Annotated in this window: 11 protein-coding genes and 1 other RNA gene; 1 reads left to right on the top strand and 11 read right to left on the bottom strand. The window is 36.7% G+C overall.

The annotated features are described in order from the left end of the window. Window positions 1-108 precede the first annotated feature (108 nt). The 3 genes from HH304_RS19100 to HH304_RS19110 form a co-directional block, all read right to left on the bottom strand. Window positions 109-612: a hypothetical protein gene (locus HH304_RS19100; RefSeq protein WP_169684893.1), complete on the bottom strand. Its 504-nt coding sequence runs from the start codon at window positions 610-612 to the stop codon at window positions 109-111. A 159-nt stretch (window positions 613-771) separates the two neighbouring features. Then, window positions 772-1,422 carry a hypothetical protein gene (locus tag HH304_RS19105; protein ID WP_169684894.1) on the bottom strand — a complete coding sequence of 217 codons (651 nt, stop codon included), beginning with the start codon at window positions 1,420-1,422 and terminating at the stop codon, window positions 772-774. Between the two features lie 383 nt (window positions 1,423-1,805). After that, window positions 1,806-2,492 carry a hypothetical protein gene (locus HH304_RS19110; RefSeq protein WP_169684895.1) on the bottom strand — a complete coding sequence of 229 codons (687 nt, stop codon included), beginning with the start codon at window positions 2,490-2,492 and terminating at the stop codon, window positions 1,806-1,808. A 61-nt stretch (window positions 2,493-2,553) separates the two neighbouring features. Between HH304_RS19110 and HH304_RS19115 the strand changes: the two genes are divergently transcribed. After that, complete coding sequence (locus tag HH304_RS19115; RefSeq protein WP_169684896.1) at window positions 2,554-3,546, top strand: long-chain-fatty-acid--protein ligase; 993 nt, start codon at window positions 2,554-2,556, stop codon at window positions 3,544-3,546. A 989-nt stretch (window positions 3,547-4,535) separates the two neighbouring features. Here HH304_RS19115 and HH304_RS19120 read toward each other — a convergent pair. The 8 genes from HH304_RS19120 to HH304_RS19155 form a co-directional block, all read right to left on the bottom strand. Then, window positions 4,536-5,687 carry a sigma-54-dependent transcriptional regulator gene (locus HH304_RS19120; RefSeq protein ID WP_169684897.1) on the bottom strand — a complete coding sequence of 384 codons (1,152 nt, stop codon included), beginning with the start codon at window positions 5,685-5,687 and terminating at the stop codon, window positions 4,536-4,538. Between the two features lie 79 nt (window positions 5,688-5,766). Then, window positions 5,767-6,162: RNase P RNA component class A (gene rnpB / locus HH304_RS19125), an RNA gene on the bottom strand. 38 nt (window positions 6,163-6,200) lie between these two features. Beyond that, window positions 6,201-6,599 carry a type III secretion system chaperone family protein gene (locus HH304_RS19130; protein WP_169684898.1) on the bottom strand — a complete coding sequence of 133 codons (399 nt, stop codon included), beginning with the start codon at window positions 6,597-6,599 and terminating at the stop codon, window positions 6,201-6,203. Between the two features lie 162 nt (window positions 6,600-6,761). Next, a complete protein-coding gene (locus tag HH304_RS19135) occupies window positions 6,762-7,100 on the bottom strand; it encodes a hypothetical protein (RefSeq protein ID WP_169684899.1) in 339 nt (112 codons plus the stop codon). A 327-nt stretch (window positions 7,101-7,427) separates the two neighbouring features. Beyond that, window positions 7,428-8,405 carry a Smr/MutS family protein gene (locus HH304_RS19140; RefSeq protein ID WP_169684900.1) on the bottom strand — a complete coding sequence of 326 codons (978 nt, stop codon included), beginning with the start codon at window positions 8,403-8,405 and terminating at the stop codon, window positions 7,428-7,430. Window positions 8,406-8,407: 2 nt separating this feature from the next. After that, a complete protein-coding gene (locus tag HH304_RS19145; RefSeq protein ID WP_169684901.1) occupies window positions 8,408-9,313 on the bottom strand; it encodes a DUF2279 domain-containing protein in 906 nt (301 codons plus the stop codon). Between the two features lie 23 nt (window positions 9,314-9,336). Continuing rightward, the gene (locus HH304_RS19150; protein WP_169684902.1) at window positions 9,337-10,644 is read right to left on the bottom strand and encodes a cryptochrome/photolyase family protein; all 1,308 of its coding nucleotides are present in this window, start codon (window positions 10,642-10,644) and stop codon (window positions 9,337-9,339) included. Beyond that, a complete protein-coding gene (locus tag HH304_RS19155) occupies window positions 10,645-15,114 on the bottom strand; it encodes a translocation/assembly module TamB domain-containing protein (RefSeq protein WP_169684903.1) in 4,470 nt (1,489 codons plus the stop codon). Window positions 15,115-15,203: the final 89 nt, after the last annotated feature.

Consider the following 15,203-nt stretch of genomic DNA (forward strand, 5'->3'; position numbering starts at 1 on the left):
TCGTCGATTTACCCATAGTAACATTTTCAAGCACCGGACTTGTCAACACTGCATTCAAGTATAGGCCTATCGGCCACTCGAATGCTTAGTTATTGTGTGTAGTGTTTTTTAATCATTCGTTTCGTTTAATTTATAAACATCATTACTAATTAAATCCACAAAACAAATTCCGATTAGAATATTCGTGTAATTTTCATCTTTTATGTCAATTCGTTTTCTTTTTATTCTACCGATGAAGTTATTTTCTGAATAAACCATTTTTCCATAACCGTTACTTACTATTTGTATTTCGGTAAATTCCGATTTATAAAATGACTTGTTAGAAATTGCAATAATCTTTATAGGATTAAATGGTTTCCATTTTTCATTTTTTGATAAGTCAATTATTTCAAAATCATAATTTTTATTTCCTTTAAGAACTATTTCACTATTACCTTTTTTAATAGCAAACTCTCTGTTTTTAATACTATGCTTGTTAATGTCCAAATAAGCTAATTCATTGGAAACATCGTGTTTAAATTCAATCCTTTTTAAATTTCTGAAAATGAAATTGTCGTGAGTCAGTTTTCCTTTCAGATGGATTAAATCTTTTAGTTCAATAAATTCAGACATATTATCGTTTGGTTACATTACACACAACGTTCGATGTATGAGTTGGGGCGGATTATCGTGCCGATTTCGCGTCCGATAGGACAGTGAAATCCAGCGAGAATCCGGCGCTTGACCTGGCACTAATGCCGTCATAACTTATACATGCTGTTATGCTTAGTTTTAGTCACCAGTTTGTAATTCTTTAAATCCATCGAGAGTCCAATAATGAATTACTGAAGCAGCTTCAAATTTTATTATCTGAATAGCATTGCAATTTAGATTAATTTGTGTTTCTTCATACATATCTGATATTTGCCCTGGATTTACAAGAGATATTCCATACCCATAGGGATATTTAGTCTCGGGAATTGAGTCAATTTTAATACATGAATATTTATCATCATTTAAATAGAAAAACCATAATCCTAATTCATTTTTATTCTTTTTATATAAAAGAGTAAAAAAATCTTCCACCTGATCACAATTAAAATCTCCCTTTACAAAATTCAGCTCATCGATAGAATTCGTTTTATAAATGTCTAATTCTTTGATATAATTATTAGCATCTAGAATCTCCCAATCAGGCAGATTTTTTTTTATTGCTTGGTAATAAATGGTATCCGTTGTTGTTTGACCAAACATAATTGACGCTGCACATAAACCAAATAATGTAAGTGTTTTTTTCATATCAATTAAGCATAACGATTGGATAAGCGCGACTCTATTGCTCTTATCCCACATATGTGTTTTGTTATTTTCTGGCAATATAAGCTCCAATTGATTATTTCCAAAAATCTGTTTGAACAATAATGTCGCGCTTAGTATTCTCATTATCCTGCTTTTTTGACTTTTAATTTTTTTAAGGGGTCAACGGCCTCTTCCTAAATTTGATTTTATATGCTTTAACCCTTCCATCTGAATCTCAGACTCTCCATTTAACTCCATTCATTGCCTTATTTTACTTGTTTTGTGTTTCAAAAGGATGTTTCTCACCTCATTTTCAATATAGTCTGTTCTTCTTAGCTAAGCGTAAGATTATACGTATATATACGTTTATTATACGTATAATCAACACTTAAAATGGGGGTGCTAATTTGGTTTGTTAATTATTGAAGTGATAGATTATTAGTATTGTATGGGTGTTTTTGAGACAATAAAAAAAGCCGCTAAACCTTTCGGCCTAACAGCTTGATATATTAATTTCTTATGTATTTTTATTGTCCGTCGGTATCAGGCACCTCAGTAACTGTAATCTGTGGGAATGTAAATGGGGGAGTCTCTATAATATTACTTTCATTAAGGGCTTTATCTACAACCTGAACTTGTAATTTAACTGTGTCATTTCTGAATACCGAAAATATCGCCGCAGAATACATGTTATACCTTAACTCTCCTTTTATTGCTCTTTCATTCTCTTCCAGATTTAAAACAGGGAATCGACCGTCATAAGTATCAGCACATAAAAACGGATCTATTTTTCTGAGATCATATTCTTCCCAAACTCCTTGCCTCTTTACAAAAAAGTCAATGAATATATTATTGTGATATTTATTTCTTTGAACCAAGAAGGTATCTACATCAGTTCCATTAACAATCAATTCATAATCAATACAATTAAAGTCCGGGTCACCTTCACGGTCTCCAAATCTGATTAACTCACCATTATCAAGGATAAATGCATAAGGATGATATGGTACTCCGATATCTTCAGGACTTAACCCCAGATCGCCATTTCCATCTTCAAAATTTAATACCAGCGAAAGATTTTTAGTAAATCCTGTATCATAATAAGTAATGTTATTGTAGCTGATCGCAGGGGTAGAAGAAAGTGACGGCGGTCCGTCGCAAAAGGCCGCTGTGCATAGAATAAAAATTATTGCTAATATCGCATTATATTTCATAGGTGCTCGTCTATCTTTAATTAAAGATATGTAATTATTTACAATATTAAAACGAACATTGATGTCAGATAGTTTAAAGGACAGGATCTTAAATTTATCAAGAGGGGATAAGCAGGGGTTTAATCAACTTGCTCTCGAAGTTTTCAGGTATCAGGCAACAAATAATGTTGTTTATAATGAATATATAAGTCATTTGTCTGTTGATTCTACGAAAGTTTCTTCAATTGAGGAAATTCCCTTCCTTCCGATCAGTTTTTTTAAAAGGCATCGAATATCTACTTTAAATTCCACTCCGGAAAGGATTTTTACCAGCAGTGGCACTACGGGCTCGGTTACATCACGACATGAATTATATGGCACCAAATGGTATGAAGCTATCACTACCAAAATCTGGAATGAATATTATCCATCATTAGAAAACTGTGTCATTCTTGCTCTTTTGCCGGGCTACCTCGAAAGAGAAGGGTCATCGTTAATCTATATGGTTGATCATTTTATCAAATCTTCCGGAGATGCCAGAAACGGATTTTTTCTCTATGATCACGATAAGTTGTATCACCTGCTTCAATCACTAAAAGGTGAGGGAAAGACTGTGGTATTGTTTGGAGTTACATTCGGATTACTTGATTTTGCAGAAAGCTATTCATTGAGTTTTCCTGAACTAATTATCATGGAAACTGGTGGTATGAAGGGTAGGAGGAAAGAAATGACCAGACAAGAGGTTCATACAATTATCAAAAAATCATTTGGCGTGGAAAGGGTTCATTCTGAATACGGGATGACAGAATTATTATCTCAGGCATACTCCAATGGGAATGGCATTTTTGCTCCTTCATCAACACTTGATATCATATTACGTGATACTAATGATCCGTTCAGTTATGTACCTGAAAGAAAAACAGGCGGGGTTAATGTAATCGACCTGGCTAATGTTGATACTTGCTCGTTTATTGAAACACAGGATTTGGGCCGGAAATATGATGATGGCACTTTTGAAGTCCTGGGACGATTTGATAATAGTGATATCAGAGGATGTAATCTGATGGTTTTATAGTTATGGCTAAGGGATATTGTTATGGCTTGTGTCCTCACTAGCCATGGAAAATATGTTTGGACTGGTTGGTGGAGACACCAACCAAGACTTTAAGAGACACCAATCATGATTTACTGCTGTTCCGGATATTAGCGCAGCGCATCAGGTAATTAAGAATAAAAGGGGATTTGAAATCCCTCATTATCAATGATTCAACATGCCCTGCTGAAAATGTCGAAAAGCAGAAAATATATAATGCCAATTATTAAATCTGCGTTACAAACGCAGTTCTCTAACACCCTCGTTACGCTTCGCTAAACAAGGGCGATGAAAATATTGTGAGGCCATCTGTCGTCTTCATTTGTAACAGATTATTTAATGGTTAGTGGAGACACTAACCAAAACTTTTATACCCTTCGAACCATATCGAACAGCAAAGTTCCATCATCATAATTGTTATGGCTTGTGTCCACACTAGCCATGGAAAATATGTTTAGAATGATTGGTGGGGACACCAACCAGGACTTACTGCTGTTCTGGATGTTTGCGCAGCGCATCCGGTAACTAAGAATAAATGGGGATTTGAAATCCCTCATTATCAATGATTCAACAAGCCCTTCTGAACATGTTGAATAGCAGAAAATATATAATGCCAATTATTAAATCTGCGTTACAAACGCAGTTCTCTAACACCCTCGTTACGCTTTGCTAAACAAGGGCGATGAAAATATTGTGAGGCCATCTGTCGTCTTCATTTGTAACAGATTATTTAATGGTTAGTGGAGACACTAACCAGAACTTTTATACCCTTCGAACCATATCGAACAGCAAAGTTCCATCATCATAATTGTTATGGCTTGTGTCCTCACTAGCCATGGAAAATATGTTTAGAATGATTGGTGGGGACACCAACCAAAACTCATAAAGACACCAACCAAGACTCTAAGAGACACTAACCAGGACAAAAAAAAAGGGTGTTGCATGCAACACCCTTACAAGGAATATATCAATTAACAATATTTCTTCACATCATCAGCGGTAATTGTCTTTCCGGACATGATTACCAATCGCTCAACAACATTTCTCAACTCACGGATATTACCTGTCCAGTCATGTTTTTTCAATTCTTCAACAGCACCGTCGTCAATGTCCTTTTTAGCAGTGCCATATTCACCAGCCAGATCATTAAGAAATTTGTCTGCCAGTAAAGGGATATCGTCTTTCCTGTCATTTAATGAAGGCACTTTGATTATGATCACACTCAACCTGTGATACAAGTCTTCACGGAAGTTACCTTCTTCAATTTCTTTCTTCAGGTCTTTATTCGTTGCAGCTAATACTCTGACATTAACCTTGATATCTTTATCTCCTCCAACACGGGTGATTCTGTTTTCCTGAAGTGCACGAAGTACTTTTGCCTGAGCCGAAAGCGACATATCACCAATTTCATCCAGAAAGAGTGTGCCGCCATCTGCAAGTTCAAACTTTCCTTTTCTTTGCTTTACAGCAGAGGTAAATGCTCCTTTTTCATGACCAAACAATTCACTCTCAATCAACTCTGCAGGAATTGCTGCACAGTTAACTTCAATCATTGGTCCGTTGCAACGCTCACTTTTCTCATGTAGCCAGCGTGCTACCAGTTCCTTACCCGATCCGTTAGGCCCGGTAATTAATACTCTGGCATCAGTTGGAGCTACTTTTTCGATAGTTTCCTTAATTTCACCCATTGGCTCCGACTCACCGATCATATCATATTTTTTGGCGATCTTTTTCTTAAGAGTCTTAGTTTCGGTAACCAGATTTGATTTGTCCAGTGCATTTCTGATACTCACAAGCATTCGGTTAAGATCCGGTGGCTTGGAAATGAAATCAAAAGCACCTTTTTTGGTGGCATCTACAGCTGTTTCGATCGTGCCATGGGCAGATATCATGATAAACTGAGTATCTTTTCCAAGCTCAAGGGCTTTAGTAAGAACCTCCATACCATCCATCTTTGGCATTTTAATATCGCATAATACGATATCATAATCATTTTTCTCGATTTTTTCCAGACCGGCCTTACCATCTGGAGCATCGTCTACTTCATACTTTTCATATGAAAGAATATCTTTCAGTGTTTCTCTGATGCCCGGTTCGTCATCTATGATCAATATTTTAGCCATGATCTATCTGGTTGGTTAAAAAAATAAAATTAACGAACAGCAAATTGAATGCCAGTAAAAAAATGATAAAAAATAAAAAAACAAAGGCAGCACGATAAGCCGGGTTCTGTCCTCCTTGCGGAGTGCTTATCATTTATCTGGGCCTGACGTCACCATCAGGCTCTATCGACCTACCCATTCCGGCTTCCCGAAGGAAATAAGCGGGCAGCTTAACCCGGAACCTATTTGGTCTTTCAACCCGTAAGGTTTACCTCGCATCATGATTCACACCATGACCGGTGAGCTCTTACCTCACCTTTTCACCCTTACCCATAACGAAGCCTTGCGGCTTGTCAGGGCGGTATATTTTCTGTGGCACTGGCTGTTACTGACAAGCCGAAGCCTGCCAGCACCTTCCCGTTAGGAAGTACGGCGCCCTGTGTTGCCCGGACTTTCCTCACAAAATCAGATTTTGTGCGATAAGCTGTACTGCCTTTGTTTTTTAGAAACGTAAAATTATACCATACAGATTATTTAATGTACATCCAGACCTGTTAATTTAAACTCATACTCGTCAGCAAGCTCTGCAACCTCAGTGATCATCTCTTTGAGCAAATCATCAGTGATGTTATCAAGGAAGGTCGCTGCCTCTACTTTAACGAAGTTATCGCTAATCACAAATTTGGCATGACAGAAGCGTGCATTTTCAACCAACAGTCGTTTTAGATCGATGTCGGGCGTAAATTCACAGACTTTGGAGGTAAACTCCACACCTGTTTTTCCATATTTTTCGTTCATGCGCATCATACCTAATACGGTCTGATAACGTGACTCATCAACCGGTATTACGATTACCGATTTGTTTTGGTCGTACTCGGAAAATTGTCCCCCGATCTCGGAGGAGAATTCTTCAATGAATTCCAGAAAGTTCATAATATTTGGGTACGGTTAGTTAGTTATTATGAATAATATAAGGATATTTTATTGTTTTCCAGAATTATATTTCATTTTATTTAATATGAACGATATGTAAATGAATTGTTGAGTGATTTGACTGGTTTTGAGTGCTTTATGCCTTTTAATTCACCTGGTTAGCTATTCTGTTACCTCGTTTTTTTGATACTCTGTATAAGTAAGGCAATTATTTTCTTTAAGTTGTTTTTTTATTTCTCCGGAATAGTCCTTAACTATTTTCCAGCTTTGAGTACTGTCAAGCATAAAAGTGAAAGTTTCACAACTTTTTTCTTTGTTCTCTTTAAATGCCATTGTGATATTATATTTCACTTTTTCAGGTTTAGCATCGTCTTTTGCAAGATTTGCTGCTTCTTCAATATAATCTGCATAGGTTTTATGGCCTGATTTTTCTGAACCATTACTGCAACTCATCGCCAGGATTAATACAGTTGTAATTGTTAATAAATAAAAATTCTTCAATTGACTTCAGGGATTTGGGTGATAAAATAGATTTTGTATTATTTGTTTATAAACTAATAACGATCCTTGTGAAATTAATTTACTGAGTCAATGTTAATAAATATTAAAATTTTAATTTTTAACAATTAACCCATTTTTCAAATTGATTTTTGAGCTGCCTGAAAGAAAGAAATGAAAATATACCCTGAATGCTTCTTGATTGAGTTTACATTAAAAAGTATGGGTATCAGGAATCCGGATCCTTAGAGAGGAGACTGACGATCTAGACTTAATCGAGATAAGAGTAATCACCAGATATTGATTAAAATGATATCTGGTGATTATTTATTATTTAAATACAACTTTGGTGGCACCGTAACCACCCCATTTGTCTCGTTGTGTGTCTTTAAAGTATTTGATGTTGTCTATTCCACTCAGATATTTGTGGATCTTGTTTTTTAATACACCGTTACCAACTCCATGAATAAATGTGATTTCATCCATTCCTGAACTTAGTGCCTGGTCAAATTTTTGCAAGAATGTATCAAATTGTAAATCAAGCATCTGGCTGTTGCTCATTGTTGCATGATCTTTCGATAGCTCTTCGATATGTAAATCAATGCTTGCTGAAGGTTTCTGGGCAGATGAATAGTTTTGGCTTTCTCCTGGTTTTGCAGATGATTCCTGAAGTGTTTCTTTTAATTCGCGAACATTTATTTTCTTTCCCTGATCATCTAATCTGAATGTATAGGCATCAGCATCAATTAAAGGTGTTTTTCTTCTGCTTTTAAAGAATTTCCCAGCCTTGAATTTAATCTGTCTGCTCATTGGTGTCGGAGTCTCTTCAAATGTTCTTGAATGATAAATGATGTCTGCTCGATACACAGGCCAGTTATCAAAGTCATTTGAATCCAGATTAAAGAGCTTGTAATGCTCTTTTGGAAGTACTCTTCCGGCAATGATACCCTTCGAATTATCTCCCGAAATCTCAGAAAAGGAAAATAACACCATTTGATCAGTTAGGTTGATCAGGTGCAGAGCCATTTGTTTGTCGTTAACAGGCTTGAACGCAACATATATGCCTTCCGGCCAACCTATAACAGCCGGAGCAGCTTTAATTTTCTCAGCCTGCTTTTCGTATTCTGGCGTTTCTTTCTTTTTGAAATAGGTAGTTTCTTCCTTACTGATGAACACAAGTTCTGAACGAAGTACCGGGATCTCAAACCCATCTTCGATCTCAACCATTACTGTCTGGTTATCAACAATGGAAGTCACAACTCCGCTTTCTGTACCTCTTAAAAATCTTACTTTGTCTCCGATGTTCATTGTTAGAAATATATAGGGTGAAATTTGACATTGCCCCTGGTGTTTATTTCAAGAGCAGGTGTCGGTAAATGTATATAGTTAGCTAGCTTAAGTATAAACTTCAGCCATTTCTTATTTGTTTTAATTGCTGACAGATCAATGTCAGGAGCTAAAAAGAACTGTCGATACGGATCAAGTCCGGCTTCGATATTCTGATGGTCTCTGGCGTAGATCATGTCTTCAGCACCATAGCCAAGGCCGATATTGATATACGATAACCATTTTGGTATGTTGCCAAAGTTATCTGTCTGAATGCTTAACCAGTAGGTTTGCCCGTTATAATCCTTTAAAATTTGCTCGTGAAGTCCATCTCCAAGTACTTCAGGTCTCATAGAAGCATATCCGGAAGTTGAAAAACTGAATTTTGGTCTTACCCACTGTTTGTCCCAGCTTCTGTTTGATTGTAACACGAACAATCCTGTGCCGAGCAAATTAGCCAAAAGGTCTGTTCCACTGGCTCCATAATCCGGAGAATAGCCATCAAAGATTTCAATTGATGCCATTGCTACTGTTGCAGCAGCTGCTCCATAGATAATCGATTTCTTATTTTCCAGTCCCGCATTTCGAAGCCCGTCAACCATCAATTCTGTGATAAAAAAGCTACCTGTCATGTGCCCTGCCTTATCCATCTGTTTCCATTCTTTGGAATCATCAAACCACCGAAATGAAACTTTCTCATCATTGTTGTACCAGGTGGTTCCGAGGTAGGTCATGGTCAGGGCATAGGTTCCTGCCGAAATTAAGGCAAACCTTGCTACATGGTTTTTTGAATCCGTGGTATCAGATGCTTCAGGAGAATATTGACCAAAGCCTAATGCTGGTATGATCAATAAAAGTGCAAAAAGGATTGTCCTTACCGATAGATTCATCCGGTAAACTTAATACTTCCTTTTTATTTCACTGCTTGTTCATAAGTTTTTATTGCTCTTTCCCGGGCTGCTTTATGTTCTACTATTGGTTTAGGGTAATCACCGGAAAGGATTTCAGGAACCCATTTCTTAATGTATTCCATATCCGGATCAAATTTTTTGAGTTGTGACGAAGGATTAAAGACTCTGAAATAGGGCTGGGCATCAGTGCCCGTCCCGGCAGCCCATTGCCAACCTCCATTATTACTGGCAAGCTCATAATCAAGCAGCTTCTTTGCAAAATAAGCCTCTCCCCAGCGCCAGTCGATGAGCAGGTGCTTGCATAAAAAACTGGCTACAACCATTCTTACCCGGTTATGCATATATCCCGTCTGGTTTAATTGCCTCATACCTGCATCAACCAGTGGATAACCTGTTTTTCCTTCGCACCATTTTTGAAATTTTTCCGCATCATTTATCCATTGTACAGCATCATATTTGGGTTTGAAGTTATTATTAACGACCTGTGGGTTGAAAAACAGAATCATCATATAAAACTCTCTCCAGATGAGTTCGTTTAAATAGGTTTTATTTAGTTCTGCTGCTTTTTTTGCAAGTTTCCGAATACTTATTGTCCCAAATCTCAAATGAATACCAAGGTGAGTTGTCCCTTTTTCCAATTTGGGGATATCCCGGGTTTCATCATAGGTTTCAATAATGTTTTCATTGATATCGTTTGTTGGAATCTCAATTTCTGATCTTTCAAACCCCATATCTGATAATTGGTGGGGATTCTTTACTGTAGTTTCGTAAAGATTATGAAGGTTATTTTCACTCCAGTAGTGTGGAACTTCATCCTTAGCCCATTTATCCAACCATGTTCGGCTGTAGGGGGTGAATACTTTGTAGTATGAATCCGTCTGAGTCAAAATATCATACTTCTCAAATATTACCTGGTCCTTATAGGTATTGAACCCGATATTTTTTGATTTTAGAAATTCTTCAATCTTTTCATCGCGTTGCCTGGCATAGGGCTCATAATCACGGTTACAGTAGACTGTATCAACGTTATATTCCTGTGTTAAAGACTGAAATGCTTCTTCAGGAGTGTCATAAAAAGTCAATAAACCACTATTATGCTTTTGAAAACTAGCATGAAGTTCATTGATTTTATCTGAAATAAACATTACTCTTGGATCTTTCTTGTCTTCAAGATCATCAAGAATCTGTCTATCAAAAATAAATATTGGGAGTACTTTGTGTTCTGATTTTAATGCTTCGTACAGACCGTGATTATCGTCTGTTCTCAAGTCTCTTCGAAACCAAAAAATATTGATTTTTTCTTTAGTCATTTATTCGGGATCATTTTCTTCCCTCAAAACAGCATCATCATTCAAATTGTTTTGTTCATTTTCATCTTCCGGACTCTCTTCTTCTTCTTTTTTCTTTTTGTCCTTCCCAAACAAATCCCTGATGTTGTCAAAATTTTCGGTGTATAACAAACTGAGTCCGGCATTAACATCAGACCCTGTAAGTGAGTAAATATTGTTGTAGTCGGTTTTGTTATACATTTTAACCTTCAGCTTGCCATTTTTGGTCAGCACATATTCGATTGTCCAATCTCCGATAAGTTCATTTACCGGCTGAGTATTGTTATCGAGTCCTGCATTGTTGGCATTATTATTAAAGGTACCATCGCGAGTAATTGTCAGACGACCATCAAGCATGCTGTATGAAAGCCTCACCCTGAATGTTTCAAATTGCTGGAAGTCAAGGTTGATATCCAGATTATCATCTACCTGACTTAACCAATAGCTTATCTGGTTAGATAATAACTCACCCATACTGTTTGTGGCAATGGTGTTTTCCACGGTAAAGGTATTACGCGGTGTAAGCCCACCAAGCACTAGAAGACTGAATACCTGCTGGTTCAAATACTGTTCGTTATTTTGAACATCCCTATGAAATGCCTGAACTTCGGCAAGCATCTGTCGCGGATAATCAACAATTTCGATATCAAAATCAACATTAGGCGATAATAACGGCCCGTCAATATCCATTAATGCATTTACCGGATACTTTCTGGCAACATCAGTATTTGAAGTCGATACCTGGTCGTCTTGTGGAATATTCAAGATAGGCCTTAAAGAAGCAAGGTTGCTATATGAAGCCCTGATATCAAGGATACCCTGATACGGATCACCATACCACGTAATTCGGCTGTCAGGCAAAATGCTAAAGTGCTTATTGATGACATTGTAGAAGATGAAGTTGTAATCACCACGTTCAATCTGGTAGTCACCAAACATGTTAAATTCACCCTGTGTATCAATGATCATTTTGATTTTTCCATTACCATACCCTCTGAGTATATCTCCGGTTTTATCATCAAAAATGATCTCCAGGTAGGCATCGGTGGTAACATCAAAGTTGAAATCCAGGATTACTCCACTCAGGTCAATTTCCTCTTCAGTAGCATTTAGTTCTAAAGTTTGTTCTGAATCTGCATCCTCGATGGTTATAAAGTCTGTAGTTGTAGTATTTTCTACTTCCTCACTAACAGGAATGTGAATATGCGTTCCTTTCTCACTTGTGGCATTAGCTGTGATATACAGGTTTTCGAAAGATCCGAGGATCTCTACATCACCGGTGGCATATGCCTCTCCATAGAAAAGTTCATTTTGCCTGATAGTTGTGTTTAATACTTTGAAGTTTTGCAGCTCTCCTCTTAAGTCTAGAGTAAAATATTGAAAGCCGTCATGGAAAATACCACCGTTTAAAACTCCTTGCTGATCGTTTACATCTCTTAGCTGAAGGTTTCTGAATCCGATTTGGTTTTCGTCGAAGAAAATAGAACCCCTGAATGTATAGTAGGTATTCATGTAGTTCATTCTGATTCCACCATCATCAATAAATCCGTTTCCTCTTAATATCGGGTAGTCAAACATTCCGGTAATCTTGAAATCACCTTGCGCTGTCCCTCTGATATCCGAGAAAATAGTTTTCAAATAGGGTTCGAAAATAGTCAGGTTGGCATCATCAAAACTAGCTACCAGGTCGAGTTGATTTCGATCACTTTTAGGGAAAACATCACCTTTTAACGAGATAGTTTCAAATCCTTCACGCACCACATTAAGATCGAGGGCTATCTTTTGTGATTGTTTGTTGAATTCAGAAACACCATTAACATTTCCAACGAGGAAGTCATCGATTTTTAATGAATCTATCGATAAGGTACCATCAATTTCAGGACTCTTAAATAAATTACTTAAAGTGATGTCGCTATTCAGCGTCCCATAATACTTAACTTTCATCAGTGGGTTTAAAGTGCTGATCTTAAAGTTGTTGACGTTGATATCGAGCTCATGTTCAGTCGAGTCAGAGATAACACCATTCAGACTTATAATTTCTTCATTATGGAAAACATTGAAATTTGATACTTTGAAGATTTTATTGATCCAGGCTATTGAGTTATCAGGGTCAATTCCCCAGCTTTTATCCAATATATTAAACTTAGCTTCCTCAATTCGAAGTCTTGTGCTATCAGTAAGGAAATCAAGTTCTCCAATGATTTTAGCATCATTATTTTCGTTTTCTTGCTTAGCAAAAAACTCAAGGTCAATGTGATTTTCACTCCATATAGCTTCAAAAAACAAATCTTCAGTAGTCAGATTATTGGTAACTTTTTGTTTTGATGATTCAACTATTGCATACGCCAGAACATTCGTGCTGTCTTTAAACTTTGATGTAGATAGATCAACTTTCAGATCTTTCATTATCAACTTATTCAGCTGTAAGGTGTCTGTTTCAAGGTATGCGTTTAATATGGAAGTAGCTCCATTCTGAAAGTTTCCGGAGAGATAGATGGTATCCTGAATCTGCATTTTTGACTCAACCAGATCAAGAATTGGCTTCATATTAAAACCTGTAACCTCAAAATCAATATCGTATGACTCATCCGAGCTTTTCCTGGTTAGTGTTGAAAGTTTTTCTTTTTCATTACTTAAGATATAGGTGTATTCTTTCAACAGTAACTGAAGGTCATTCCAGGCAGTTGTTAGGTTAAATTTCCCTTCAGCATTAAAATCTATCAGATCAGATTCAAGTTTGATTTTTCTTCCGAGACTATCTTTTACCGAAATCAATGAAAGAGTATCAATGTGCATTCGGTTATTTTTAAACTCGATGTCTGTATTACTGAATTGCGCATTTCCTCTCAAGCTGTCAATTTCCAGACCTGTGGCATCAATATGGAAATCTCCGGAAAGTGATAATTTTTCCTTACTTAGATTTAACTCATGAAAAAAAGCAGTGTCTAGTGATGCAGTTATTTGAATGAGCTCCTTGTTTTTGTTAAGGTCAATTGTGCCTTCAGTGACAAATTGTAAATTAGGATCATCTATGCTTAGCTTTCCTTCGAAAAGCTCACTTGCTAATCTGGCATTTGTAACAATGTTTTTATAATTATATCCCTTTATTCCAAGGCTGGTTACCTTAGCATCGAGAATAAAATCCGCATTTTCAAGAATTAATCCTGAACCCTGAATTTCACCGCTTAATGATACTTTCTGGAAATCTTCAGGTCTGTTAAAGTATTTACCAAGATCAAAATTTTTGAGTACCAGGTCACCTTTGTAGTTGGCCGCATTATTTTCAAATAGCTTAAGATTTATATCTGTCTCGATATATCCGATTTCAGTCTGGAATGTGGCATTACTTACAAAGTCATTAACAAAGCCAATAAACTGACCTTCAATCTGTGTCTTGCCGAGAGGGGTAAGCAGGGTGTCACGTTTTCCCGGGATGATCTTTTGAAGATCCGAATTAAACATATTTGCTTCATCAACAGTGATAAACATGAAGGTCTCCCCAACATTTGGCAAGCCCGAAAACTGCATGTTTCCTTTTATTTCACTTCGCTGAGCATAGTTTATATTAAGGTTATAGACCGAAAAATCGGTGATTCCGCCACTGAATACCCCTGAAACTTCATGCTTTTCGTTTTGACCTCTGAAATAGGATGCGAAAAGACTCAGATCTTTAGAGTCAATGATGCTTTTATTAATTTTTGCTTCGATATCTACCGAATCAATGAAATAACTTAATGCCGAAGGTGATTTGTAATTAAATACAAGGCTATCCTGAATGAATGATTCTCCAATATTAAGATTCAGATCATCAAAAGACATATGGTCATCGCAATAGAGAAATTGCGTTTGCATGTCATTGATGTGTAATCTGTTATAAACTGGATCATTGGAATTAAGAAAGTCTGAGTAGAAACTTAATGAGTCATTGAAAATCTCAAAACCCTCAAGGTGGGCATTGATTTCATTTAACTTAAAGTGAAACAGGTCAAATTCATTAGATGGCAGACTGTCTTTTTCAATATAATTATAAGTGAAGAAACCCCTGTCGATAAATACATCCGTGAAAGTAACCCATGTCCGCTTTTTGGTCTTAGTTTGTTTGCGGGCCATATTTTTCAATGAAACAATAAAGCCAGTAAGGTTTAATGTGTCTTCACCAGGATGTTTGATAAGGTGTACGGTTGGTTGATCGAGAGATACTTTGTTTAAATGGATTCGTCCTTTCTTATTGATTCCGGTAATATCAAAATTTAGAATCAACCTGTTAACATCAACCATAAGGCTGTCGTTTCGGTCAAAAACCTGGATTCCGTTCAGGCTGATTTCATCATACCATAAAACACCCACCTTATCGAAATTTACCCTGTATCCTGTGGCTGCTTCCAGTTTTGATTTTAACCTACTGGTGATTTCATTTTGTACAAAAGGAAGTTGAATAAGCGCAGTTAACATTAAAAATAAGATTATCAGCCCAAGAATTACCCTCGTGAGTAATTTGAGTACCTTATTTTTAATAACTTGCGATAATTTTATTTCCTTAG

This window comes from Marinigracilibium pacificum (assembly GCF_012926615.1).
GTDB lineage: Bacteria > Bacteroidota > Bacteroidia > Cytophagales > Cyclobacteriaceae > Mangrovivirga > Mangrovivirga pacifica.